The organism is Mesorhizobium sp. P2_B11 (assembly GCF_056404855.1).
The window spans coordinates 383,483-408,572 of sequence record NZ_JBFUDF010000008.1 but is presented as its reverse complement, the minus strand read 5'-3'; the positions used below and the strand labels follow the sequence as shown (position 1 = coordinate 408,572).

17 protein-coding genes are annotated in these 25,090 nt (G+C 59.4%); 7 read left to right on the top strand and 10 right to left on the bottom strand.

All coding sequences use genetic code 11. The annotated features are described in order from the left end of the window. Positions 1 to 4,710 (top strand): beta strand repeat-containing protein (locus AC1DYJ_RS26815; RefSeq protein ID WP_477426304.1); only part of this gene is annotated, 4,710 nt, incomplete at its 5' end. 100 nt (positions 4,711 to 4,810) lie between these two features. On the opposite strand, the gene AC1DYJ_RS26810 is transcribed toward AC1DYJ_RS26815, so the two are convergent. The 3 genes from AC1DYJ_RS26810 to AC1DYJ_RS26800 form a co-directional block, all read right to left on the bottom strand. Further along, positions 4,811 to 6,157, bottom strand: a complete 1,347-nt coding sequence (locus tag AC1DYJ_RS26810) for an HlyD family type I secretion periplasmic adaptor subunit (RefSeq protein ID WP_477289438.1) — start codon at positions 6,155 to 6,157, stop codon at positions 4,811 to 4,813. Further along, on the bottom strand, positions 6,154 to 7,881 hold the full coding sequence (locus AC1DYJ_RS26805) for a type I secretion system permease/ATPase (RefSeq protein ID WP_477289440.1): 1,728 nt from the start codon (positions 7,879 to 7,881) through the stop codon (positions 6,154 to 6,156). Before AC1DYJ_RS26805 ends, AC1DYJ_RS26810 begins: the two co-directional genes overlap by 4 nt. Positions 7,882 to 8,339: 458 nt before the next feature. Beyond that, complete coding sequence (locus tag AC1DYJ_RS26800; protein WP_477289442.1) at positions 8,340 to 9,809, bottom strand: hypothetical protein; 1,470 nt, start codon at positions 9,807 to 9,809, stop codon at positions 8,340 to 8,342. Between the two features lie 513 nt (positions 9,810 to 10,322). Between AC1DYJ_RS26800 and AC1DYJ_RS26795 the strand changes: the two genes are divergently transcribed. Further along, the gene (locus AC1DYJ_RS26795; RefSeq protein ID WP_477289444.1) at positions 10,323 to 10,547 is read left to right on the top strand and encodes a hypothetical protein; all 225 of its coding nucleotides are present in this window, start codon (positions 10,323 to 10,325) and stop codon (positions 10,545 to 10,547) included. 727 nt (positions 10,548 to 11,274) lie between these two features. Beyond that, a complete protein-coding gene (locus AC1DYJ_RS26790) occupies positions 11,275 to 12,033 on the top strand; it encodes a LuxR C-terminal-related transcriptional regulator (protein WP_477289456.1) in 759 nt (252 codons plus the stop codon). Between the two features lie 251 nt (positions 12,034 to 12,284). On the opposite strand, the gene AC1DYJ_RS26785 is transcribed toward AC1DYJ_RS26790, so the two are convergent. From AC1DYJ_RS26785 to AC1DYJ_RS26770, 4 genes are all read right to left on the bottom strand, one after another. After that, positions 12,285 to 12,563 carry a hypothetical protein gene (locus AC1DYJ_RS26785; RefSeq protein ID WP_477289446.1) on the bottom strand — a complete coding sequence of 93 codons (279 nt, stop codon included), beginning with the start codon at positions 12,561 to 12,563 and terminating at the stop codon, positions 12,285 to 12,287. 203 nt (positions 12,564 to 12,766) lie between these two features. After that, complete coding sequence (locus AC1DYJ_RS26780) at positions 12,767 to 13,420, bottom strand: PIG-L deacetylase family protein (RefSeq protein ID WP_477289448.1); 654 nt, start codon at positions 13,418 to 13,420, stop codon at positions 12,767 to 12,769. Then, positions 13,417 to 14,232, bottom strand: a complete 816-nt coding sequence (locus tag AC1DYJ_RS26775) for a sugar phosphate nucleotidyltransferase (protein WP_477289450.1) — start codon at positions 14,230 to 14,232, stop codon at positions 13,417 to 13,419. The genes AC1DYJ_RS26780 and AC1DYJ_RS26775 overlap by 4 nt, the downstream gene beginning before the upstream one ends. Further along, complete coding sequence (locus AC1DYJ_RS26770; RefSeq protein ID WP_477289452.1) at positions 14,229 to 15,524, bottom strand: methyltransferase domain-containing protein; 1,296 nt, start codon at positions 15,522 to 15,524, stop codon at positions 14,229 to 14,231. The genes AC1DYJ_RS26775 and AC1DYJ_RS26770 overlap by 4 nt, the downstream gene beginning before the upstream one ends. A gap of 379 nt (positions 15,525 to 15,903) precedes the next feature. Here AC1DYJ_RS26770 and rfbC point away from each other — a divergent pair, with 379 nt between their 5' ends. Then, entirely contained in the window at positions 15,904 to 16,410 is a 507-nt protein-coding gene (rfbC, locus tag AC1DYJ_RS26765) for a dTDP-4-dehydrorhamnose 3,5-epimerase (RefSeq protein ID WP_477426302.1), read from the top strand. 67 nt (positions 16,411 to 16,477) lie between these two features. Here the strand turns inward: rfbC and AC1DYJ_RS26760 are convergent, their stop codons facing one another. The 3 genes from AC1DYJ_RS26760 to AC1DYJ_RS26750 form a co-directional block, all read right to left on the bottom strand. Beyond that, positions 16,478 to 17,800, bottom strand: coding sequence for a DUF4910 domain-containing protein (locus AC1DYJ_RS26760; RefSeq protein WP_477284866.1), 1,323 nt, complete (start codon positions 17,798 to 17,800; stop codon positions 16,478 to 16,480). Positions 17,801 to 17,805: 5 nt separating this feature from the next. Then, complete coding sequence (locus AC1DYJ_RS26755) at positions 17,806 to 18,867, bottom strand: NAD-dependent epimerase/dehydratase family protein (protein WP_477284868.1); 1,062 nt, start codon at positions 18,865 to 18,867, stop codon at positions 17,806 to 17,808. 297 nt (positions 18,868 to 19,164) lie between these two features. Then, positions 19,165 to 20,598: a DUF4214 domain-containing protein gene (locus AC1DYJ_RS26750; protein ID WP_477284870.1), complete on the bottom strand. Its 1,434-nt coding sequence runs from the start codon at positions 20,596 to 20,598 to the stop codon at positions 19,165 to 19,167. Between the two features lie 460 nt (positions 20,599 to 21,058). Here AC1DYJ_RS26750 and AC1DYJ_RS26745 point away from each other — a divergent pair, with 460 nt between their 5' ends. The 3 genes from AC1DYJ_RS26745 (at position 21,059) to AC1DYJ_RS26735 (ending at position 25,003) form a co-directional block, all read left to right on the top strand. Next, entirely contained in the window at positions 21,059 to 22,168 is a 1,110-nt protein-coding gene (locus AC1DYJ_RS26745; RefSeq protein WP_477284871.1) for a hypothetical protein, read from the top strand. Beyond that, positions 22,165 to 23,658 (top strand): lipopolysaccharide biosynthesis protein, encoded by a 1,494-nt coding sequence (locus AC1DYJ_RS26740; RefSeq protein ID WP_477284873.1) that lies wholly within the window; start codon positions 22,165 to 22,167, stop codon positions 23,656 to 23,658. Before AC1DYJ_RS26745 ends, AC1DYJ_RS26740 begins: the two co-directional genes overlap by 4 nt. A gap of 94 nt (positions 23,659 to 23,752) precedes the next feature. Further along, on the top strand, positions 23,753 to 25,003 hold the full coding sequence (locus AC1DYJ_RS26735) for a glycosyltransferase (protein ID WP_477284875.1): 1,251 nt from the start codon (positions 23,753 to 23,755) through the stop codon (positions 25,001 to 25,003). Positions 25,004 to 25,090: the final 87 nt, after the last annotated feature.

Below are 25,090 nucleotides of genomic sequence, written 5' to 3'. Positions count from 1 at the left end.
CTGCCCGCCAACGTCGGCAATGCCGTCACCGGAACCTATGGCTCGGTCGTCATCGCCGCCGACGGCAGCTACACCTACACCCTCGACAATTCAGATTCCGACACCAACGCGCTCGCCCAGGGCGCCTCCGTCACCGACGTCTTCAGCTACACCGTCACCGACGAGCACGGCGCAACCTCGACCGCAAACCTCACCATCACCATCACCGGCACCAACGACGCTCCCGTCGCCGTCGCCGACACCGGAGCGGTGCTAGAAGATGCGACCCTCACTGTGTCTGCCGCGAATGGCGTGGTCAGGGGCACCACGGGTGGATCGGTGGCCGACACAGACGTCGACAATGCCAACAACACGCTGGTGGTGTCCGGTGTGGTCGCGGGCGCCGGCGCAGTGACGCAGGGCGTGGGGGTCGGCATCTCGCTCGCCGGCACTTACGGTCATCTGACGCTGAATGCCGACGGTTCGTACAGCTACGTGGCGGACACCGCCAACAGCCTCGCTGCCGGGGTCACAGCGGTAGACACGTTCACCTATACCGACAAGGATCCCTTCAACGCGGTGTCGAACACTACGACGCTGCAGATCACGGTAACCGGCACCAACGACGTGCCGGTGCTGGATCTTGACGCCAACAACTCGAGCCTGAAGACCGGAGCCGACTACCAGGCGACCTTCACCGAGAACGGTTCTGCGGTTGCCATCGCTGATACCGACGTGAGCATCACCGACGCCGACAATACCAATGTCACCTCGGCGACGATCACCTTGACCAATGCGCAGGCCAGCGATCTCCTGGCCGTCAATGGCGGCCTGCCCGCCGGCATCGTAGCGTCGAGCTACAATTCCGGGACCGGGGTGCTGACGCTCACTGGCTCTGCGACGCTGGCCGCCTACCAGACGGCGCTGCATCAGATCGTGTTCAGCAACTCGAGCGAAAATCCGAACACGACAGACCGCAGCATAACGGTGGTGGTGAATGACGGTTCGGCCAACAGCAACACGGCGACCTCGACCATCCACGTCACGGCGGTGAATGATGCACCAACGCTGGATCTTGACGTCAACAACTCGAGCCTGAAGACCGGAGCCGACTACCAGGCGACCTTCACCGAGAACGGTTCTGCGGTTGCCATCACTGACACCGACGTGAGCATCACCGACGCCGACAACACCAATGTCACCTCGGCGACGATCACCCTGACCAATGCGCAGGCCAGCGATCTCCTGGCCGTCAACGGCGGGCTGCCGGCCGGCATCGTAGCGTCGAGCTACAATTCCGGAACCGGGGTGCTGACGCTCACGGGCTCGGCGACGCTGGCCGCCTACCAGACAGCGCTGCATCAGATTGTGTTCAGCAACTCGAGCGGCAGTCCGAACACGACAGACCGCAGCATAACGGTGGTGGTGAACGACGGTTCGGCCAATAGCAACACGGCGACCTCGACCATCCACGTCACCGCGGTCAACAACGCGCCGGTACTGGATCTGGACGTCAACAACTCGAGCCTGAAGACCGGCGCCGACTACCAGGCGACCTTCACCGAGAACGGTTCCGCGGTCGCAGTTGCCGACACGGACGTGAGCATCACCGATGCCGACAACACCAATGTCACCTCGGCGACGATCACCCTGACCAATGCGCAGGCTAGCGACCTCCTGGCCGTCAATGGCGGGCTGCCGGCCGGCATCGTAGCGTCGAGCTACAATTCCGGAACCGGGGTGCTGACGCTCACGGGCTCGGCGACCCTCGCCGCTTACCAGACGGCGCTGCATCAGATCGTGTTCAGCAACTCGAGCGAAAATCCGAACACGACAGACCGCAGCATAACGGTGGTGGTGAATGACGGTTCTGCCAACAGCAACACAGCGACCTCGACCATTCACGTCACGGCCGTCAACGACGCGCCTGTCGGGGTGGCCGATACTTACGCCGTCCAGAGCGGAAATTCGATCTCGGCCGCGACGGTGGTGCCGGTCCTCGCGAACGATACGGATGTCGATAACGGAACGCTCACCGCTGTCCTTGACAGCGGACCTGCCCATGCGAGCGCGTTCAGCCTCAACGCAAACGGAACGTTCAACTACACGCCGGCGGCGGGCTTCGTGGGTGGTGACACATTCACCTATCACGCGTTCGACGGCACGGCGTCGAGCAATGTCGTAACCGTATCGATTATTGTAACCGCGCCCGATGGTTCGGTTAATGGTCGTGTCATCGACCTTGGCAATGGCGCGGATACCGCGTCATTTGCAAACGCGACTTTCAACAACACGGGTGGAAACTGGTCCGTTTATGGAGGAAACGGCAAGGATGACATCACAACGTCATCAAGTCACATTGGTGGAACCACCAGCTATTTTGGCGACACCGTTGCTAGCGCTGGTATCCCTGGCCACAACCAGGATCATATCGTCCTCCTGTTTACATCCAACCAGCTTGAGGAAATCCTTTCGGACACCACCAACAGGGGTCTGGATCCAGGCGGCACGGGGACTTTTGAAACCGAGCTTCAAAACTATCTGGACGGAAATGTCGACGGCGGAAGCCTGACAACTCAAAAACTGGATCTTTCAGCTTCCAGTTGGGCAGCCACCGTTGCCGGCTTCGGCGAGGCCGAACTCGCAATCAGGGCCGCGAACGGCGCGGTCATCAAATATACGGCCATCGGCACATCGGATGCGAACCTGCCGGATCTCTTCACAACAAACCTGACTGGAACCAACGCTGACAACACGATTGTTGGCACTGCTGTTGGCCAGACTATTGGCGCCGTCGACGGCAACGCAAATGGTGATGGCAACGACATTCTCGTGGGCCTCGGCGGTGACGATACACTCCTCGGCGGTGCCGGCTCGGATCTGCTGCTCGGCGGTGCCAACAACGACACGCTAACCGGCGGGACAGGCGCCGACATCCTATCAGGCGGAACTGGTGCTGACGTGTTCGCATACACTGCCACCGCCCAGTCATCTGGTGCGAACATCGACACCATCATCGATTTCACGGCAGGTATCGACAAAATCAAACTGTCAACGTTGATTGACGCGAACACAGGTACCGGAGGGGTTCAGAATTTCACGACCGTTACCAACACGAGTACTCCACTCGCTGCCCAAAACAACAACGTGTGGTGGTTCTATAACGCGGCTACCGACGAGACGATCGTCAGAGCAGACACAAATGGCACCGTGGCCTCGGCCGAGCTCGAGATTCACCTGTCTGGAAATATCGCACTCACGGCGACCGATTTCGTCCTCAATACCGCTCCGGCGGGCGTCGCGGGGTCTTCAATCAATCTCGGCCTGCCCGCTCTGCCGCTGGCCGACGGTCAGTCCGCGAGCATCCTTGTCAAGGGTGTACCATCGGGATGGACCCTCGACGGCGGGACGGACAATGGCGACGGCAACTGGACCATACAGACAAGCGACGTGAAATCGCTGACGGTCACCTCTCCAATCGATTTCGCCGGCGCCGTCACGTTGAACATCATCGAGACCTGGACGGGAGCGGATGGCAATACGCTTACCCAGTTTGTCTCCGACAATGTCGAAGCCTACGCACCGGGCTCGCCTGTGTTCGCCTGGTCCGGTGACGACGTGCTGACCGGCTCAAGCGGCAACGACCTGTTCGTCTTCTCGCAGCCGATCGGCAACGACACCGTGCACAGCTTCGACGCGGCCGCGGACAAGATCGATCTGATCGGCTATTCTGGCTTCGCGAGTTTCGCTGACGTCCAGGCGCATATGGCGGACGACGCCAACGGCAACGCGGTAATCACGCTTGGCGACGGGCAGTCGATCTTGCTTGACGGCGTCCACTCGAGCGCGCTCACGGACGGCAATTTCGTCTTCGACCAGACGCCGGTGGTCAACAATGCCGGCACCATGACGATTGGCGACGGCGCAATGCTGCCGCTGAGCGGCACGATCAACAATAGCGGGATCATCTCGCTCGACTCGACCGGAAGCGATACGCTGTTGCAGGTCATCCAGCACGGCATCACGCTGCAGGGTGGCGGACAGGTCGTGCTCTCCGACAGCGTTGCGAACATGATCTTCGGCACGGCTGCCGACGTCACCTTGACCAATGTCGACAACACCATCTCCGGCGCCGGCCAACTGGGCGGCGGTTCATTGTCCCTCGACAACCAGGGCACGATCATCGCCACCGGCTCGCACGCGCTGGTCATCGACACTGGAGACAACACCGTCGTCAACTCGGGAACGCTGGAGGCAACCGGGTCGGGTGGCCTGGAAATCAAAGGTGCCGTCGCCAATACCGGACTGATCTGGGCCAATGGCGGTGACGTTGCGATAGGCGGTCAGGTTACCGGCGACGGCGATGCCATCATCGGAAACATGTCGCAGCTTGAGTTCCACGCCGCCTCTTCCGCCGACGTCATCTTCGGGGCGGATGCTGCCGGCACATTGCGGCTGGACGATTCATTCGATTTCAGCGGAACCATCGCCGGCATCACCAATGATGACAAGGTAGACCTCGGCGATATCTGGTTCAGCACCGGCACATCGGCTGTCTATCATGCAAACCAGGACGGCAGTGGGGGAACGCTGGTCGTTTCGGATGGCACTCATGACGCCGCGCTACACCTGCTTGGCGCATACGATGCGGACAGCTTCACAGTTGCCGACGACGGCACCGGCCGGACCGTGGTTGCATATAGTCCAGCGGATGACTTCCACTTCGTCTGAGGCTGAAGGCCACAGGGCTCCAAATTGAAGCGGGCGCCGGATTGATCCGGCGCCCGCTTCACATCTGAAACTCGCGATATCCAGGAGGCAGGCCGGCGGCCTATCTCTCCCGGAAGGCGCGCTGGAACGAATCCACCAGGGGCTTGGTCAGATAAGCCAGAAACGTTCGTTCGCCGGTTGAAATGAATGTTTCGACTGGCATGCCTGGATAGATCTGCTCGGGCTTGACCTGGGGTGGCAGCTTGTCCGCCATCTTGAGCCGGACGGTGAAGTAGGGCAGTCCCGTACTAGGTGTTATCAGCCGGTCCGCCGAAATGTAGAACACCTTTCCGGGCACTTTCGGCGTCGTGCGCGCATTGAGCGCCGTGAACATCATATTTGCGTCCTGCCCGACGCGAATTGAGTCGATGTCTTCGGGCTTTATCCTGGCCTCGACGATGAGTTCGTTCGTGGTCGGCAGAAGCTCCATCGCCACCTCCCCCGCACGGATGACGCTGCCTTCGGAATTGTAGAGCGATCGAACGATGATGCCGTCCACCGGCGCCCGGATCGTCGTCCGGTCCAGGACCGATCGGCCAGCGTTGATTTGTTCTTCGAGATCCGCGACCTGCGCCCGTGCCTTGTTCAATTCCGTGACCGCATCCTCGACCCGGCTTGTTGTGAGCCGTTCAATCTGCTGACGCGCTTCCACAGTCTGGGTCGCCGAACTGGCGATCTGCGCTTCCAGAGAACCCGCCTGGCCAACCAGCTCTGCGGTGCTGCGCAGAAGATCGGTGTATTCAGAGCGATTTGTCAGCCCTCTTTCCAGCAGGCGTTTTTTTCGTTCCGTCTCCTCGTTGACGATGGCAAGTTGATTTTCCGCTGCATCTTTCTGCGCCCTCAGGCCGATAACCGCCTCCTGAAGGGCTGACACCCGCTGCCTCAGGATCGCCTGTTCCGCGGCGTAGCGCGCCAAGCGGGCCTGAAATTCCTTGGTCTGCTCTGCAAAGACGTCACTGAATTCGGAAGCGCCGGAATAGGCTCCCAGGTCACCGGGCAGGACGATTTTCTCCAGGCCGTCCCGCTCTGCTTCGAGCCGCGCAATTTCAGCTTTCTGGGCGACCCACTGCTTGAGAACGCGGTTGAGCTGGGACTGCGCAACCGTCGGATCGAGCACGATCAGGGCCTGGCCTCTTGAGACCCTGTCGCCCTCGCGGACTCTGATGCTGCGGACAACACCTCCTTCGAGGTGCTGGATCATGACGTTCTGTCCTGCTGCCGCGACCACACCCGGTGCGATCGTTGCTCCGGAAATCGGTGCAGTGGCTGCCCAGAATCCGAAGCCAATCACGAAAACCGCCACGCTTGCATATCCCGCCAGCGTAATCCGATCTGTGCGTGTATCGATGTTGCGCTGCCATCTATACGGCCTGGCGATGACATCCATGGCTTGGCTGGGAACGGTCATTGGGCAGCCTTTGCCTCGCTGCGAGCAGGTGATGGGAAGGGCACCACCCCCTCGCTTTGGCTACGCCGCTGGGCAAGTTGGTCAAGCACGTCCTTGGTCGAACCGTAGATCTCGACTTGACCGTTTCGCAGCATGAGGATGCGATCGCATTTGGCTGCAAGGGAAGGCCGGTGTGTGATGACAAGCACCGTTGTTTTTCGTGAACGTGCCTGAATGATCGCGCGCTCAAGCGCGGCTTCGCCATAGGTGTCAAGATTTGCATTGGGCTCGTCGAGCACCAGGATCTTGGGATCGCCGTAAAAAGCACGCGCAAGGCCGATGCGTTGACGCTCACCGCCTGAGAGGCGAACGCCAGCGGGGCCGATCACCGTCGAGTATCCATTCCTCTGCCCCAGGATGAGTTCATGCACCTGCGCCTGCTGGGCCGCTTGGACTAACTTTTCGTCAGATGCGTCCGGCTCAAAGCGCGCGATATTCTGGGCGATGGTTCCAGGGAAGAGTTCCACATCCTGCGGAAGGTAGCCCATATGCCGGCCGAGCTCCTCCGGATCCCAGTTTCGAATATCGCCGCCATCGACACGGATCGCGCCAGAGCGGGGCTCGATGGCGCCGACGATGAGCCGCGCCAGCGTCGATTTTCCGGCCTGGCTCGGGCCGACAATGGCGACGGTTTCGCCAGCGGCGACTTCGAAGGTCACTCGCTTTATGAGGGGTAGTGCGCCATCGGCCGATCCAGGAAGGTGGTAGACTATCTGATCCGCGCTCAGCGCTCCTTCAGGGGTCGGCAACGTCACGTTTTCCTGGTTGGCGGGCCTGGATTGGATGGCAGAAAGCCTCTTCCATGCGAGATTGGCGTCGGTGATCTGCCGCCAACTTCCAACGATCTGATCAAGAGGTTGCAAAGCGCGCGCGGATATCATCGACGACGCAAAGATCATGCCCGCGGTCATCTCGTTGTGCAGAACCAGATATGCACCGACGCCCAATATCGCGATTTGCAGCACCGACCGCGTGGTACGGGACACACCCCCATAGAATGCGTTGACGCGAGCGAGCCCATCCGAGGCGTGCAGAGAGCCGGAAAAGCGGATACCCCAGAACTCTATCGCGTTGGACACCATGCCGAGTGCACGGACCGTTTCGAAGTTTCGCGCGAAGGCCTGCGCCGAATTCATTGAGGCGCTAAGATTCTCCGCAGCGTCCTTGTTAGGTCGCGAACTCGCGACCTGGTTCAGCACGGCGATGGCAACCATGAGAACCGCGCCGATGACCGTTACCAGGAAGAGCAGCGGATGGATGAAATAAAGCAGGCCCACGAAGATGGGGCCAAAAGGCAGGTCGAATAGGAAGAAGATGGTTCGCGAAGCGATGAACCCACGCAGCGTGGCCAAGTCGCGCAAGGCCTGGACGTCACCGAGCCCGGCGCGTGGACCGCTCATTGCTGCGAGAAAAGACGATGCACCCAACGCAACATCGAGCCGCGCGGCGAGCCGGCTCGCATATATTCCCCGAACGACTTCGAGTACTCCGAACAGCAAAAGCGCCGAAAGCGCAAGCAAAGTCAGGTAGGTGAGAGTGTCCAAATTGGCTGCAGGCAAAACCCGATCATATACCTGCAGCATGTAGAGCGGCAGAATTAACACCAGGGTGTTCATCACCGCGGAGAAGAGGGCCATTTCGACCATGCTTCTCGACAGCACCGTTTTGTTCGAATAACTGGGCATCCCGAACTTGCCCCCCCGGACAAGCGATCACATTAGACAATCGTTATATATCATACGGGATTGTCACGCTATCGGTTGCGAATCTTTTGACGGCCATAGTAAAGAGCGCCGATGCGGGCCGAGGCGCCACGATAGGCAGGCCTGTGGCCTGCTGCGATTCTAGATCCTCAATCAGTCTCGTGGCTTCCATTCGCAGCGCCCGAGATCCACGAACCGTTGTTTGACCACCTCAGTCCAGCGGCAGAAAACCGCGAGGGCGCGGACATCCTGCCGAGCGGAGCCACGGCGATGTGGCATGGAGGCTTCCTTTCCACCGACCCCAACCCTGTCGGCATAAGATAGAATGAGTTGCGGTGCGCCCAAGCTGCCCACACCCACGAATACACGTCATATGGCCCATAGGAAATCTGCAGGGTTATGCGACGGCTGGCCGGTGGCCGTCTTTGAATTCATCGATCTCATTCCCGGTTGACCGATCCTGCTGCCGGTGCCGGCGTGGCAAGTCCACCATGAGAGAGGAAGCCATCATGTCCGGTGGTTCGCCGAAGCCCCATGGTGCGCCGGGCACGGACCCTCGTGGTGGAAGCGACGGCAAGCGCAATGAAGAAGAGGATGCCTGGGTCGGCGCTGCCGCCCGACACTGAGCCGGCAACTATGCCGGCGAGGGAAGCATTCCTGACGCTGGTCACGACCGCATCGGTTTCTGGGTCTACCCATTCCCGCATCCGCCCCGTTCCGCTGACCAGGACGCCGACCAGGATCGCCATCATCAGGGAACCGAACAAGCCAAGCTGGGAAAGCACCGCGATCGGCCAGCTCGATGCCCTTGAACTGCCGAATCCGACTCCAAGGCCGCTCGTGTCCAGGAAGGATTGCAAGCTCTTGACGTTCCAGTAGGCGCGCTCCTCGCCGGAGCCGGAAGCTGCCTTGTCGACAATGGTGGTGTTAACCAACCTGACGAAGGGTTCAAGCATCCCGGCATTGTAGAGGCTGATGCCCATGATGGCGACCACGCCTGTCGCCATCAAAGCGGTAATCAGTATCTCCTCGCGCTCAACCCGTCCCCTGAAGACCGAAACCAACATCGAGAAGGCGACCGGAAGGCACAGGAGAGCGAGACCGACGTAGGCGGTCGACGAAGTCGACAGAATGGTTAGGAGGAGCAGGATGCCCGCCAACCACTGGGCAAGGCGCGACTTGGTCTTCCTCCAATAGGTGTAGCAGAATGCCAGGCAGGCGAGGGAACCGCTGGCGAAGGAAGAGGCCTCTGAAAAAGGTCCCGTGATCCGCACGAATCCCGCCTCGACTGCTTCCGTAATAAGTGCGTAGTTGGCGGTTCTGATTGGGGCAAGCAGATCTCCTGCCCCTGCATTCTTGCCAATAAGATCGACCAGCCCCATGCCCGCTTGCAGACCGCACCACCAGAAGAAGCCGCGGCGGACCTGGTCAATCCTGTTGGAGTGCAGCAGCAACGCACAAAGCGCGATGGCGGTGAGCCCGCCCAGAATGAAGTAGCCCGTCTGTGAAATGTTGCCTGAAACCGGGGCCAGAGACGCCTCGACGACCGCACCCCGGATTTTCGACTGCACGAAAACGGCAGTCTGACCTGCGAAGAATCTTGGAAACAGCCATGCTCCGATGATTGCGTAAGCCATCAGGCTTGTCAGAATCCACATCGGGCGGATACTTCCGAACACGCTTCCAAGATCGAACCAGATGCGGCGTCTCGCGGCGACGGCCGTTACGAGCAGGGCCGCAAACAGGGTGTAGATCAACGGAGACGACCCACCCAAAAAGGTCAGCGTCACTACAGCCGTCGCACCGAATGCCTGGGAGGCGATCAGTCCGATGATCAGCATTCCCCTCGAATAGTAGGCGACGACCAAAATAGCCACGGCCACGAGCAGCCCTGGCAAGGACATCTGCATTGCTGACCGAGCCTCCCGCCTGGTTTGGCCCCGGGTTATGCGGACGCACGAAGCTGTCCGACGGCTCATCTTTCGGCAGATGGGTATCCCGTGCAAGAGAGCCAAAGGGCGTAGCCTGACATACGCATCTGAAGGACAGGGCAGATACGCCTCCCTACGATCGGCACCGAAGGTGATCGTCCATCACGGCGTAGGCTTGAAGGCTAAATTGGCTGCTCTCTCGAAAGCGAAAGCCGCCCATTTTCACGTCCTCCAATCATGCCGTGTGCGTTACGACAGCCGTGAGCGGGATATGCAGAGACAGTGTCATTTCGCGCTGGCGTTTTTTCGTAATCCGGCCTGCGCCTCCTGCAAATGGCTAACCCTCAATCTGCGAACGTCCACCAAAGAACACCTCGACCAGAGAAAAGCGTAATCTTACATTGCAGTTGCAAAGCTTATTTTTAATGCAATCGTGGGAGCGCTGGGCAATGGGCGGGTTGTTGGAGTTCCGGCACTAGGAGGAGGAGCGGTATGACCATTCAGGTTGTACATAGCGCATTCGGACCCAAGCAGGTCAGGCAACTCAAGGAAGTTTACGAGAGTGCGCTGGCCGTGGAGGCAAAGTACCCCGATTCCCACATTGCCAGCAAAGCCGCCAAAAGGTTGATAGCCGCCTTCGAAGCCGTGATCCAGACAGACGGAACGGTTCTGGATGTGCGGTGGCTAAGCAAGGCTGATCCGCAAGGAAGCGCCTGAGAGACCAGGCCTCCATCCAGCCTCCATGAAGCCCTCCGGTGGGCGGCTGATTTCTGTCGACGGCAGCCACACCCTGCAGGCGGATTCGGCTTGCACTTACAAATCACCTTCTCTGCGGACTGGTCTGACAGCGTGCTCGTCGCTCGGAGCGATAGGGGAGCCGCCGGGCGAGCAGTGACTCCCCTATCCTGTCTGCGCAGTTCGCCACAGGCAGGCCGCGTAGCCTTGAGCAGACGCCGGCACTCCAATGTTCAGCCTGGTGCATGTGCCGTCAACGAAGCTTTTGGAGCGTCAGCGAGGCTTTTGGAGGTAACATGTAGTGATGTCAGCGGATGCGGCCAGATCGCACTTCCGCCTTTCGGATGAGGACCGGCCAAGATAGCCGCAACCGGAGTGATTTGCTTGGCTGATGGCATGGTGTCCGACAAAGGGCACGGCGCTGGCCAAGCGGTCCCGTTCCTGCGTCTTCAGGGGGCGAAGCGCCTTGGCTCCAGCTTGGCTTAAAATTTATAGAAAATTAACCTAAATTAGAGACTGAATGTTTTTTTGTCATAAACTGCCTGAACTGTTTGAGAGGCGGCAGTGAAGAACTGCAAAGGTTCCAAGCTGGGATAATCCGAGCTTGGAGCTTTCAAGTGGGCTGGGTATCAAACGTTCAATTAAGAAGAATGAGGAGCTCTATTGGCCGCCGCTGGACAGATTGCGTTGGGGAAAGGCGGGTACTCGTATGGGATCTACAGTAGGGTTGCACAATTACACTTCGACAAATCAGACAGGAGTTGCGTCCAGCGGACCGGAAAATGTCCACGAACAGACAGGCATACCAAGCCTCCTCATCCTGGACGGAAGGGCTCTAGACCGCGAGTGTCTAGCATCAGCCCTTGAGGACCATGACCTCGGCATGGCGGTCGTCGCCATGGGTTCGATCGGGGAATGGCGCATGAAGAAGGGCTCGGCCCCTCCCCTTGCAGCCATTCTCTTCAACCTTGGCGGCCGGAAAGTCAGCGATCATGGCATTGCTGACGAGATCAGGAATATTTCGTCCGAGTTCAAGTCAGTCCCAGTGGTTATCCTGGCCGACACCGAGGATCTTGTACAGATACTGACGGCGCTCGAATGCGGCGCACGCGGCTACATTCCGACTTCGGTCGGGATTGACGTGTGTGTCGAGGCGATCAACCTTGCGGCAGCGGGAGGCATCTTCGTCCCGGCGAGCAGTGTCCTTTCGATGCGGCACCTGATAGATTCAGGCAACTGTGATACGCGGCCTTTGACGGGCATGTTCACGCTCAGGCAGGCTGAGGTCGCCCAGGCGCTTCGACGCGGCAAGGCCAACAAGATCATCGCCTACGAACTGAACCTGCGCGAAAGCACAGTGAAGGTCCACATCCGAAACATCATGAAGAAGCTGAAGGCGACCAACCGGACGGAAGTCGCCTACAAGGTCAACGATCTCTTCGCAGAAGGAACTCTGGCCGAAGAGTGACCGCGAGCAACAAGACGGCCCGCCTTGGTGAATCCTGGCGGGCCGTGTTTTCGGCGTTGAAGGATTGAGCCATATCCGTGCGTGAATGGCATCCGGGGTCTCGAGCACGCGGAAGGCGAATATCTCGTCCTCGCGCCGTTTTGGCTATATCTGGGACGTCAACGAAGCCTGTCTGACAAGCTGATCAGGACACGGGTCGCGAAGGTCCGCGGGACCTGAGCAAGGCGCCTTGCCACCGCGAAATCCGCCGATCAATCCGCAACGGCAACAGGCTGGGGGAAGGTGTATCCGCTCACCCATTGAATGGCTTCCTCGATCGTATCGAAGTTCTTGTGCTGGCCACTCAACAGCCCGAAGCCTGACTCAAGGAACCATTTGCCTTTCGTGCAATAGGCCGCTTCGTCGATCTGTGTAAGGACTGCGACCAGCTGGTCGGATTTCCACACCAGAACACCGGATTCCCCGCCCTCGACCGTTCCGATGCGGGCTTCGCTGAGTGAAAATCCACGAGCAATTTCTTCTTTGCCCACGTTGATGATTCCCCGACTTCAAAATGGATGGAAAAATCCGTCGGCTCTGAATGGTTGGGTCTGTATGCGTCTTTTACAGCGAACGTCGCTCGATGGAGACGGGGAATTTGTTAGCAGATCGTACGGCAAGTTCAATGGCTTTTCAGGCGATTTGTTTGTTGATCCACCGTTAGTTTTCTCGCGGAGGAATGTGTAGAAAACTGCTAAAGAATTTTGGCTTTTCGGAGCGTGAACGCCTCGGCGAAATGCTCTGGTGCCCGGCATTCCATCCCGCGTAACCTCGCAAGCCCGGCGAATGTCGCGCGGTCGAACCAGTCCTTGGAGCGCTGCGTCCCGAAATGCTCGTGGAGGAGTTCGATCTTGCGTTCCAGCACGTCAGCTGTGAGCGGCACGTAAGCGTTGGGCTGGCAAAGGTCGCCATCCCATTTCGGGATCTCGTATTCGAGCACCAGATGATCGCGGAAGACGTTCCAGGTCAGTTGGTTGACCTCCCGGTGATCCTGATGGGCGTCGAACCTGGCGTGCGTAAAGACCACGTCGGGATCGACCCGCGATCTTACCTCGATCAGCCACTGCTTTATCGATCGGCTATGGGCGGGGAAGTAGCTGTCTTCGAAATCAGCGACATCGACTGTCGACGAGCGCGATCCTTCGAGAAAGGCCTCGGCCGCCCCCCTGGCTTCCGCGGACCGCAGGCCGCCCGCGCTAAGCACGCACCAGTGGACATTCAGTTTGACCCCCGATGCAATCAAGCCGAGTATCGTGCCTCCGGCGCCGATCTCGATGTCGTCAGAATGGGCCCCAAGGCAAAGGATTGAGAGTTCCTCCCCGCGACGTGCGAGGCCAAGGCCCCTCATGATGCGGCCAACACGACGCTGCGCCTGTTCTTCTCGGCGGTGACCCTCATGTTCCAGGGCATGTCGCCTTTTTCGACCATGTCTTCGAGCGATTGCCAATCGCGCAACGTGTCCATCGAACGCCAGAACCCTTCGTGCTTGTATGCCATCAGCATGTTGTCATCGATCAACCGCTTGAACGGTTCGACAACGAGTTCCTCGCCGTCGCGCATGTAGTCGAAGATTTCGGGGCGGAATATGAAGTAGCCGCCATTGATCCAGATCTCGGATGTCTGCGCCGCACGGAACTCGCGCACGCGGCCATCTTCCGCGATGTCGGCCAGGTGGTATGTCAGCGGCGCGTGCACGGCGAGGAAGCAGCCGATCTTGCCGCTGGACTCGAATTTCCTGATCATATCGTCGAGGTCGACATCGGTCAGGCCGTCGGAATAGTTGGCCAGGAACATCTTCTCGTTCTTGACGTGGTTTTGCGCGGCCCACAGGCGCTCGCCGATGTTGCGCCATATGCCGGTGTCGAGCAGGGTGATGCTCCAGTCCTTGACCGTGTCGCCGAGCAGCTTCACGTCCTCCCCTCCGTGCGTGACCACGCAATCGGAGAAGGTCTGCGGCCGGGTATTGAGGAAGAAATCCTTGATGATGTTGGCCTTGTAGCCCATGCACAGCACGAATTCGTCATGCCCGTAATCGCTATACCACTGCATGACGTGGCGCAGGATCGGCTGGGGGCCGAGCGGAATCATCGGCTTCGGTATGCTTTCGGAATAGTCGCGGATCCGGGTGCCGCGGCCGCCGCAGAAAAGAACGACTTTCATCTGTGTAACTCCGATGGATCAATCACGGTCACAAAAGGAATTGGCACCACGAATTTCGCGTTCCAGGCGGCGACATGATGCATCTGCCGGATGATCTCGTCCTTCAGGTTCCACGGAAGGATCAGGATATAGTCCGGCTTGGCCTGGTCGATCGCCTGGATGGGCTTGATCGGGATGTGCATGCCCGGCGTGAAGCGACCGTGCTTGTAGGGATTGCGGTCGACCGTGAAGTCGAGGAAGTCGGTGCCGATGGCGCAGTAGTTGAGCAGCGTGTTGCCCTTGCCGGGCGCGCCGTAGCCGCAAATCTTCTTGCCCTCGTTTTTGGCCGATACCAGGAACGCTAGGAGATCGCGCTTCGCGCGCTGCGCCTTGTAGGCGAAGGAGGTGTAGGTCGTCATTTCCGTAAGCCCATGCCGCTTTTCGCGGTCAAGGAGTTCGGCGATACTGTCATGAGTGGGCCTGCTGCTGCCCTCGTTGGCGAGATAGACACGCAGCGAGCCGCCGTGGGTGGGCAGTTCCTCGACGTCGATCAGCCGCAACCCGTGGCGGGCCGCCATCAAGTCGATCGTCAGCAGCGAGAAATATGAAAAGTGCTCGTGGTAGATGGTGTCGAACTGGTTCTCGGCCATCAGCCGCTCGATGTGCGGAAACTCGAGAGTGACTATGCCCTCTGGTTTGAGCAGGATTTTTATTCCCGCGACGAAGTCGTTGAGGTCTGGCACCTGCGCCAGGACGTTGTTGCCAATGATTAGGTCGGCGCGGAGTCCTTCAGCCACCATCTGACGTGCCAGCCGCACCCCGAAGAAGTCGACCCGGGTGGGCACGCCCTTCTCGACCGCCGCGCGCGCAACGTTGGCCGCCGGCTCGACGCCAAGAACGGGAACGCCGAGTGGTAGGAAGTGCTGCAGGAGGTAACCGTCATTGCTTGCCAGTTCCACTGCAAAGCTGTGGGCGCCAAGCCCAAGCCGCTTCGTGATCGCTTCGCAATAGGCTTTCGCGTGGGCCACCCAGCTCGTGGAAAACGAAGAGAAGTAGGCGTATTCGCTGAAAATGGTCTCGGGGCTCAAATACTCCTTGAGCTGCACCAGGTAGCAGCTCTCGCAGACCAGCACGTTGAGCGGATAGTAGAGTTCCATCTGGTCAAGTTGATCGGCCTGCAGGAAGCTTTCGCAAGGAGGCGACATGCCAAGGTCGACCAGAGTGTGGTGCAGGCGCGATCCGCAAAGCCTGCAGCCGACATTCCGGTGTGCCGTGTTATACTCGCGAACGATTTCGACAGCCTCAATGTTCATTCCGTACTCCTGTCGCAACGGCCCGATCGCTTGAAAAACGGAAACGCCGGGGCTGACGATCAACCTGTGCCCGCCGCGCTTCCCTAGAGAGTCCTCTTTTGGAGAGTGCTTCTTTTTCGACTGGAGACTGCTTCATTTTCGACGCAGGTTAGGACCGAGCGCCCCTGGGTTCGATTTGCCAATCCGTTGCCCACCTTAATCCTAATAGGGAAACGGCAGGCGCAAGGCCGTCGCCAAGACCACCCGAACGGGTAGTGCGGTCGACCTGGCTTACGGCGATCGGAGAGGCCACCTAAGGCTTAGGTAGCTCTTCCAGCCGGGCACGCGGTGCCGACAATCGGACCGCCGGTCCTTGCCCGGCCAACGGGGGTAGGGCGATATGCAGTTTACCGAGACTGAACTGAAGGGTGTCTGGCTGATCGAGCCGACGCCAGTGATTGACGACCGCGGGTCCTTCACCCGTCTCTTCTGCGAAAAAGAGATGGCCGATTGCGGGCTGGCGACGCGCTTTGTCCAGCACAGCCGGGCACATTCCGCGAGAAAGGGAACCCTTCGGGGGCTGCACTATCAGGAGGATCCATACGCCGAGGTGAAGCTCGTGTCCTGTGTCCGTGGCGCGATTTTCGATGTTGTCGTGGACATGCGCCTCAACTCGCCGACACGCCACAGCTGGCTGGCCTTCGAACTGACACCCGAAAACATGAAACAGATCTATATCCCTGCCGGATTCGCCCACGGGCTCCAGACCCTCACGGACGATGCCGAGGTCTCGTATCTCATATCGCAGTTCTATACGCCCCACGCATCGACGGGTGTCCGCTACAACGACCCTGCCTTTTCGATAAACTGGCCTTTGATGCCGACGCCGACGCCCCCACTTCTCTAACAGGCTCCATCCCCTAAGCCAAAACAGACGTGACATCCGGGTTTTCGACACCAGTGCAGGATAGCGTTCATGGCGCCGCGTCAGCCAACAGGCCGTGATCCGAGAGCAGCCTCGCCGCGGCGGCCAGTTCCCTGAATGGCAGGCCCGCGCGTTCCGCCATCGACAGAAGGGAATGCTGTCCGTCAGCGAGGTTGAGCACCCAAAGCACGGACATCGACGTTGCCCCCGAGGTCTTGTGCCCTCCAAGGGCGGCGTAGAGGCCTCGCTTGCCAAGTTGTGGTTCGCCCTTGGGAAAAAGGTTCAACGGCGTCCAGTCCCCTTCGACGATGTCGATCACGTCCGTCAGGATGCGGAAGGAATCCTCAAGATGCTCCGGCCTGATGAAGTCGAGATTATCGGCCGACGTGTGGTATTCGGGAAAGGTGCCGTGAACGCTGCGCTGGAACATGCCGACCGGAAGGTTGAAGCCTGGCGAACAATATTGCCGCTCGTCATAGCCGTAAGGGGAGAAATCCATCAACCTTGCCCCGGCTTCACGCCCGAGCACGTGCGCCATGGCGCGGTCGATAAAGGCGTCGCCGCGACGGCTGCGCTTGTATGCCGGGCTCGCGGCATCGCCCAAGCATGACAGCACCAGGCCGTGGTCGATGAGATGTATCCGGTTCTCGTTGCGGGACAGCCACGCGAGCGCGCCGATCGTGCCAGGAGCGAACAGGAAGCGGTAGCTGTATCGTGTTTTCCTTGCCTTCAGGCTTCTCGCAAGCGTCGCCAGCAGAGCCAGACCTGAACAGTTGTCGTTGGCCAGTGACGGATGGCATATGTGTGCCGAAAGGAGGAATTCCCGCTCGGTCTGCCCGCGGTGCAGGTATTCGCCGTAGGTGAGGCTGCCGTCCTCGATCTCGGCATCGATCTCCACCCGGTAGAGACCGTCAGGCATTTTGGCCACACGGTCGTGGGCAATGCAGAACCCCCAGGTCGGGGCGTAGTAGCTTGTGCGGTAGGGGATCAGTTGCGGCTGTTGCGGCAGTGTATGGATGTGCTGTCTCAACTCGTTGAGCGGCAGGGTTCCCTTGAACGGCAAGCTGTAGTTGACGATGTGCAGGTTGGAGTCGGCAAAATCCACGACCGTTTGCCCATCCGGGCCTTTGATGCTCGCCGAGTGGATGTTCCACTCCTTGGGAACAGTCCAATCGAACACCTGCGTCCCGGTAGGCACCTCATGCCGTTCCAGGTCTACGTGCCCCGACAGGATATCCAGTGTTCGTCGCACACCGTCTCCGGTGATGCTCCTGCAAATCGGAAAGAGACCTTCGGCCAAGGCATAGATTTCATGGCCGACGCCGGTGGGAAAGGGGGGCGGGCCGAGTCCCTCGGGAGTTATGTGTTCCATTCCGGTTAGCTCGCCGCGGCCTCCAGCTTTCGCGAAGGTTCGGTGACCCGCATCCGCTCATCCAGAAGCCGATTGGCCAAAAGATACCTGATGTGGCCGATACGCTGGAAGCGCGGCCCCTCGAATTCCTCGAGAGTGACATTCGACTTGTCATAGGCCTGGTAAAGCTGCTCGGCGCCCTTGCGTGCATCCCATTGCGGCCTGAAGGCAGGAAGAGCGCGCGCGATCTTGTCAAAGCTGACGCGATAGGATCGCTTGTCGGGCCCGGCATCCGACGCGAATTCAAGCCGGCAGCCCGGGACGACCTCGGCAACGATCTCGGCTATGTCGCGGATCCTGTAGTTGTGGTCAGTCCGTCCCACATTGAAGGCCTCGTTGTGGATGATGTCCCGCGGCGCTTCCAGTCCGGCGATGAACGCCCTTGAAATGTCCTCGATGTGGACGATCGGCCGCCACGGTGTCCCGTCGGACTTCAAGAGGATCACGCCTTTGGTGACTGCCCAGGCGACCAGATTGTTCAGCACGATGTCGAAGCGGAGCCGGGGCGACAGGCCGTAGGCCGTAGCGGGTCGGAAATAGGTGGGAGAGAAGCTGCTGTCGGCCAGTTCGGAAATGTCTCGCTCAGAAAGCACCTTGGACCACCCATAGGGCGTGACCGGGTTCAGTTCGCCCGTTTCGTCGACCATCCCCTCGCCCGCCTGTCCGTAATTGCTGCACGATGACGCGAGAAGGAAGCGCGACACGCCGGCCTCCTTTGCCGCCTTCGCGAAACGGACGCTGCCCTTGTGGTTGATCTCGTAGGTGATGTCCGGATCGAGGTCGGACAGCGGGTCGTTGGAAAGAGCCGCCAGGTGGATGATGGCATCGAATCCCTCGAGGTCGCGCGCATGCACGTCCCTGACGTCCTTTTGAACGGACGGAACGGAAGCCCGCTCTCCGCCCGAAGCAAAGGTGCAGCGCCGGTAGAGATCGCTGTCGTAGCCCGTCACGGAATGCCCCGCGCTGAGCAGCATCGGCACCATTACCGAGCCGATATAGCCTTGATGGCCGGTTACCATGACTTTCATCGCGCACCTTTTCCCGAGCAGAAATGATCGCGCAGAGGCTACTTGGGCTGAAAACAGCGAGGGAGAACGCCAATAGGCGATCAGGATGCCCCGTTGGACGAAGCCTTGCCGCCCACTGCACCTTTCGGGTGGTGCGCCTAATCCTATCGGAGGACTTTCTTCAGAGGTCCGTCGCCGAGTTGCGATGCTTCCATCGGCCTATTCATCGGCTTTTCCCGACCCGAGAGTGAAGGTGCCTCCGATGCTGGTGTGGCTTGTAATTTGCCTTTCGGTCTTGGCAAATATCACGACTCCATTTCACCCGGGGGTCGCGACCGTGGATGTTTCGCGGATGGCGGCGTGAACGGATTGGAACTCCGCTGAGGTAATGATTCCGAAGGCCACGGCCTCACGCGTCATGGAGCCCCCACGCAACTGGACGGCATAGGTCTCGAGACCGTAGCCATCCGCGGGGCGATTCAGAAGCAGAAGATACATGAAACCGATATATTCGCGGTTGGTCATGCCGATCGTGGCATATGTGGTTTCGAATTCGTCGGAGCCCAGCATCTCCGTGATCATGTCAGCGAGTTTGGTTTGTCCGCTTTCAAGTGCCGCAGCCCACTGTTTCACGCCGGCCGTGTCACCCTCGTGGCCGAGGATGAGGCAGTAGACAAAACTCGCCTGGCGCACCTGCATGGACTCGGCCGCAGCCGTGGTCTCGGTGTCGCAATCCCGATGCGGCTTGGGTAGCGGCCGAGGACCGCGGATAAAGTCGCGCACCGTCTTGTAGGCAGCCTTCGGCTCGCCGGGCCTCCATTTTCCGTCGGATGCGGGGGTGAGTCTCGCCAATCCCATATTGGCTTCGAAGCTGGGAGCCCAGTAGGTCTCATCGAACAGCTCGTAGATGTGCGCGGCCTCGACCTTATACTTCTCGTTGAGTTCGCGAAGCCGCGTCATGGCCTGCTTGATGCCTTCGGCCTGCTGCCGCTCGCTGCGCTGACTTCCGTTCGGATTGTTGAATTCGGTGACCCAGATCGGCTTGCCGTAGTTCGAAATCTCGCGGAAGGCCCATTCTGGATCTTCGCCATACATGTGCCAGACCGAGATGTCCCAGGCGATCCCGTCCTGCTTCATCCGCGCGAACGCGCCGGTGTGACCCCATCCGGCGGTGCCGATTGCCTTCCTGATGCCCGGGTCGACCTCTGTCATGCCATCAGAGAGGCCTTTGAGCACGGCGCTCACCTTCGCCCAGCGCGGGCCATAGTAATCGAGCGCACCCGTTCCTCCCGCCGGTCCCCACTCACACGGATATTGCGTGCCGTCATCGCGTTTCTCGCACGGCTTGATGATGGCGTAGTTCTCCATCTCGTTGCCGAGTTCCCAAACGCGAATGTCGTTCTTGAACCTGGTTCCGAGGGCGACCGCGAGTTTCCGCGTCTTGCCGTAGAGGACGCCAACGCTGTCCTTGTCCAGATCGATACCCTCCGGCGTGAGGACCGGCAGGATATCAATCCCCCTCGCCTTCCCTGCGTCGACAAGGCTGCCAAGCATATCCGCGCTGTCTTCACCCGTGACGTTGACCCGGTAAGATTTCAGGCCCAGATCCTTGATGAAGTCGAGCTGCTTGTCGATCGGGACGCCCGGATAGGACGTTATCGGATGGCCGTTGACGCCCCAAAGGAAATCGGCGGAAGCAGGCGCGGCTGTCGCCAACAAGCAGACTGCAGCAACTGCGAAACGAAAGGACATGGCGACGGCCTCCCTACCGAACCTCGAAGTTCGGGATAGTCCGGGGCGCGGTCGCCAGGCGCAATCTGCCCATAGGGTTGAGTGGAAGCTCTCGTTACCCCTTTTGAAGGTGGTTTCCATAGGCTATTGGACGGAATAACCTTCGATAACCGTTTATACTTCACGCGTGAACCGAAGTCGTGGGACGGCTGCCGAAGGACGCTCTCGATTGTTGCGGAACCGCGGGAAACCGCTCCGGAGGTTTCCGACATGTCCGTGCCGGCGCGCGCGGCTGACCATCCACCTTGACCCCGTCCGTACCGATCCGTGTCCTAAGAAAATAGGCACCGCTCGTCCACTCCATCAAAAGTGGAGGGCAGCTACCGCTATTTGTGGTCGGCCTTCGGAATTCAGGAATGCTATGGTTTCACCACCATGAAATGACATTTTGTTCCGGGGCGCCTGTCGGCGGGAGTGGTGCATGTCACTGAGGGCTGGCGACTGGGTTGAAGTGCGGTCCAGGGAAGATATCCTTCGCACGCTCGACAGAGAGGGGCGGCTTGAAAATCTTCCTTTCATGCCGCAGATGCTTCAATATTGCGGCCGTCGCTTTCGCGTTTACAAGCGCGCGCACAAGACTTGCGACACCATCAACTTTGCTGGGGGACGCAAATTACCGGGCGGCATCCATCTTGAAAACCTGAGGTGTGACGGCAATGCGTTTGGCGGCTGCCAGGCCGCATGCCTGATTTTCTGGAAGGAGGCATGGCTCAAGCCTGTGGACTCCTCGTCCTCGGGCGAGGCGGTCTCGCCGCCGACCAAGATGGCGACCGGACAGGGTTGCACCGAGAGCGATGTGATGGCTGCTACGCGAGCCAAGAACCAGCCATTTTCGGACGGTCCCAGATACTCATGCCAAGCCACAGAACTTCTGGCGGCGACGACCCCGCTTCCGTGGTGGGATGTTCGGCAATATTTAGAGGACTACGCATCGGGAAACGCTGGCGCGTTGCGTCTCTTCGTGGGGTTTATTTATGCGGCGGTGTTCAGTTGCTATCATTACACACGCCGTTTGGGCCTCACCAGGCTGTCGGTGGGCGTCAGTCGGATTTACGACAAGGTGCAGCGCCTCTACGGTGGTGTTCCGTTCCCACGATACCGTGGATCAATCCCTGCCGGCAGTCCGGTTCCAACCGTCAAGCTTGATCTCCAACCCGGTGAGCTCATCAGGGTCAAATCGTACGAAGATATCCTCAAGACCTTGGACACCGACAATAGGAACCGTGGCCTGTATTTCGATGCGGAGATGGTTCCCTATTGTGGACAAACCTTCAAGGTCAGGTCGCGGGTAACAACGTTCGTCAACGAAAAGACTGGCCTTATCAACAGGCTCAGGGGGCCGGCCGTCATCCTGGAGAAAGTCTGGTGCAGTGCGCGGTATAGCGATTGCCGAATGCAGTGCCCGCGAGCCATATATCCTTGGTGGCGAGAAGGATGGCTCGAGAGGGTATCTGGCGACACGACTGATCAAAGAAGGCACGCGCAGGCTGCTCAAACGGAGACACGCGCGTATGCAGCCAGCGACACATGACCGACGAGGTCCTGGCCGCGAAAAGCGAGCGACGCAGCCTTAAGAACGAAGCCATTCAGAGCGGCGTCGCCAGGATGGTGAATCAGGGCGCGAACCTTTTGCTCAGAGTGGGTTACATTGCCATCCTGGCACGCCTGCTCAGCCCTAACGATTTTGGTCTGGTCGCGATGGTTGTGGCACTCACAGGCATTTTCGATGTCTTCACCACCGCCGGGCTTTCGTCCGCGACCATTCAAAAAGACGAGATTTCGTTCGAGGAGGTCTCGACACTGTTCTGGGTCAACATACTGGTGGGAATCCTCCTCACTTTGCTGTGCGTCGCCAGCGCCCACTTCATCTCCGCCTTCTACCACGAACCACGCCTGCTCTGGATAGCCATCGCGATCGCTCCAGGCTTCCTGCTAAACGCAGTCGGAGTGCAGCATGCCGCTTTGCTGGAGCGCAATCTGCGTTATGTCACATTGAGCGCTATCGACACCGGCGGCTTGTGCCTGGCCGTCACGGTTGGCGTGCTGCTCGGGCTCCATGGCTTTGGATATTGGGCACTGGTCGCCCCGACACTTATTTCACCTGCAATTAATAGCCTGGGCTTTTGGATCGCCAGTGGGTGGATACCCGGCCCGCCTCGTCGCAACGCCAATATCCGCTCTCTCCTGCATTTCGGTGGAACCGTCACGCTGAACAGTCTCGTCGTCTATATTGGCTACAATGCCGAGAAAGTCCTTCTCGGTCGGTTCTGGGGTGCCGGACCGCTTGGACTGTATACCCGGGCTTTCCAGCTGATTGGCATTCCCACGTCAACCATTAACAGCGCTGTCGGTGCAGTGCTTTTCTCGGCGTTGTCGCGAATGCAGCATGACTCCGCGCGGCTGCGCAACTTCTACCTCAAAGGATATTCGATCATCATCTCGATAACGGTACCTATTACAATGTTCTCATTCGTGTTCGCACATGAGATCATCGCCGTCGTTCTGGGTTCGCAATGGGCGGAGGCGGCTACCATCTTCCGGCTTCTTACCCCTACGATCCTGGTGTTTGGAATCATCAACCCGACATTTTGGCTGCTGATCGCGACCGGCAAGCAGACACGTAGCCTTTATATGGCCTTCGCCATCGCTCCTCTTGTCATTGCTTCCTACTGTATCGGGATTTCCTTCGGCCCCGAGGGCGTGGCCTTGAGCTACTCGATAGCGCTGACCCTCTGGCTCTACCCCCATTTGGTCTGGAGTCTGCATCGTACGCCGATTTCAGTCGGGGACCTGTTGCGGGCCATCGTGAGGCCGTGGATGTCAGGCATGGTGGCGTCGGCGGGCGCGTTGGCGATACAGCACTATCTCGGTCCGGAGGTTCCTGCCCTTGCGCGGCTTGTCGCGGGAGGAGTGGTCCTGAGCACCATCTACGGGTTCGTCTTGCTGTTCATCTTCGGGCAGCTGAATCTGTTTCAGGACGTGCTTCAAAGCTTCCGGCGCGAGGCGCGGGTCGGCGCGTGACGCCGGCACACGTCGGCCGACCAAGGTGGTGTCGGATATGGGCCACCGAGCGGCGAAATGCTTGCTGCCCAAGTGAAGCTCTGCGGAGTGGCAAATGGCCATTGTAGCAATTGTCCACAGCTATCCATACGACGCTTTTTACGGCGGTGACGGCGCCTATGTTCAAGCGTTCGGGCAATATCTCTTGAAGGTCGGCCACGAGGTTCATGGGTATGTTTCCGACATGACGCGCGGAAGAAGGAGCCCAATTTGCAGAAGCGCATACGAAATAGAGAAGTATTCTTCGTGGCAGGTTCGCAAAAGCGTCAGATTGGCTCAGAGAACCTTTCTGTCCACGGAATTGCTTCGCCCCAGAAATTTGGCCGGATCGCTCCTCGGACGCAAGCCCGCTGCTGTTCCTTCAACAAGGGACCAAAACTTCCCCGATGACGAAATCCAGTGGGTGCTGGAACGTATCGACACGCTGAGACCAGACGCTATCATACTGTTCCATGATGCCGTGCATTTCGCTTCTTGGCTCTCTCACAGCGGCCACAGGGTTTTCTCACTCGTCGGCCATCTCAAGCACCGTCGTGGAGCATCGGCCCTGGCTGATGGAAACCCCGGCACAGATAAAATTTGGGCCGAAGAGCTGAAACTATCTCAGTCCCTGAAGGCGGCGGATTGCGTCGGTTTCAACAGCATGGATGACGCTTGCTACGCCCGCGACCGGCTCGGGGTGAAACGCGTCATCTCTCTGGGTATGGGCTACAACAATTACGAAAGGCAACCGGACAGCAATGAGGCCGTCGTCCTTTTCGTGGGGAATGCCACAGACCCCAATCGCGCGGCGCTGTCGTGGTTCCTGTCGGAGGTCTGGCCCGCGGTTCGAACCTTATGCAGCACGGCAAGATTTCGGATCGTCGGAACCGCGGCCCGCACATTTGAGGGCGCCCCGGCCGGCGGCGTCGAGTGTGTGGGGCCGTTGCCGGACCTCGCTCCGGAATATCGGCGCGCGCAGGTTGTCGTGGCTCCGCTCGTGTCCGGCACAGCCGGCGTCAAGATCAAGGTGGCCGAAGCCATGTCTTACGGGCGGCCCCTCGTGACGACCTCGATAGGTGTGGACGCCGCCGACGCCCATCAGCTCGACGAGGGRGCGATCGTGGCTGATAATGCGGCAGACTTTGCCCGGGCGGTCATCTCTCTGTTGAGCAATACCGAACTCCGGCATCGGAAATCCGAGGGCACCGTGCGCGTCTTCGCCAGGCTCTTTTCCTGCGACGCGTGCTATGGCCCTTTCCTGTCCTGGCTCGGCGAGAGAGAGGCCAGCCAAACTGAAGACAAATCGCGGTGCCGAATTGCCTAGCTATGAGCTTTCGAAACTTCAATGATTCCCGAAGGATCGGATGAGCATCCACAAGAATGCCCGTCTGACGCGGACACGGTCGAGAGC

What these genes read in the sequence shown, in the direction of transcription:
- AC1DYJ_RS26750 (WP_477284870.1), bottom strand. Translation starts at nt 20,598, where the DNA reads ATGTCCTTTCGTTTCGCAGTTGCTGCAGTCTGCTTGTTGGCGACAGCC.
- AC1DYJ_RS26810 (WP_477289438.1), bottom strand. Translation starts at nt 6,157, where the DNA reads ATGACCGTTCCCAGCCAAGCCATGGATGTCATCGCCAGGCCGTATAGA.
- AC1DYJ_RS26800 (WP_477289442.1), bottom strand. Translation starts at nt 9,809, where the DNA reads ATGCAGATGTCCTTGCCAGGGCTGCTCGTGGCCGTGGCTATTTTGGTC.
- AC1DYJ_RS26805 (WP_477289440.1), bottom strand. Translation starts at nt 7,881, where the DNA reads ATGCCCAGTTATTCGAACAAAACGGTGCTGTCGAGAAGCATGGTCGAA.
- rfbC (WP_477426302.1), top strand. Translation starts at nt 15,904, where the DNA reads ATGCAGTTTACCGAGACTGAACTGAAGGGTGTCTGGCTGATCGAGCCG.
- AC1DYJ_RS26780 (WP_477289448.1), bottom strand. Translation starts at nt 13,420, where the DNA reads ATGAGGGGCCTTGGCCTCGCACGTCGCGGGGAGGAACTCTCAATCCTT.
- AC1DYJ_RS26745 (WP_477284871.1), top strand. Translation starts at nt 21,059, where the DNA reads ATGTCACTGAGGGCTGGCGACTGGGTTGAAGTGCGGTCCAGGGAAGAT.
- AC1DYJ_RS26775 (WP_477289450.1), bottom strand. Translation starts at nt 14,232, where the DNA reads ATGAAAGTCGTTCTTTTCTGCGGCGGCCGCGGCACCCGGATCCGCGAC.
- AC1DYJ_RS26790 (WP_477289456.1), top strand. Translation starts at nt 11,275, where the DNA reads ATGGGATCTACAGTAGGGTTGCACAATTACACTTCGACAAATCAGACA.
- AC1DYJ_RS26760 (WP_477284866.1), bottom strand. Translation starts at nt 17,800, where the DNA reads ATGGAACACATAACTCCCGAGGGACTCGGCCCGCCCCCCTTTCCCACC.
- AC1DYJ_RS26755 (WP_477284868.1), bottom strand. Translation starts at nt 18,867, where the DNA reads ATGAAAGTCATGGTAACCGGCCATCAAGGCTATATCGGCTCGGTAATG.
- AC1DYJ_RS26740 (WP_477284873.1), top strand. Translation starts at nt 22,165, where the DNA reads ATGACCGACGAGGTCCTGGCCGCGAAAAGCGAGCGACGCAGCCTTAAG.
- AC1DYJ_RS26770 (WP_477289452.1), bottom strand. Translation starts at nt 15,524, where the DNA reads ATGAACATTGAGGCTGTCGAAATCGTTCGCGAGTATAACACGGCACAC.
- AC1DYJ_RS26795 (WP_477289444.1), top strand. Translation starts at nt 10,323, where the DNA reads ATGACCATTCAGGTTGTACATAGCGCATTCGGACCCAAGCAGGTCAGG.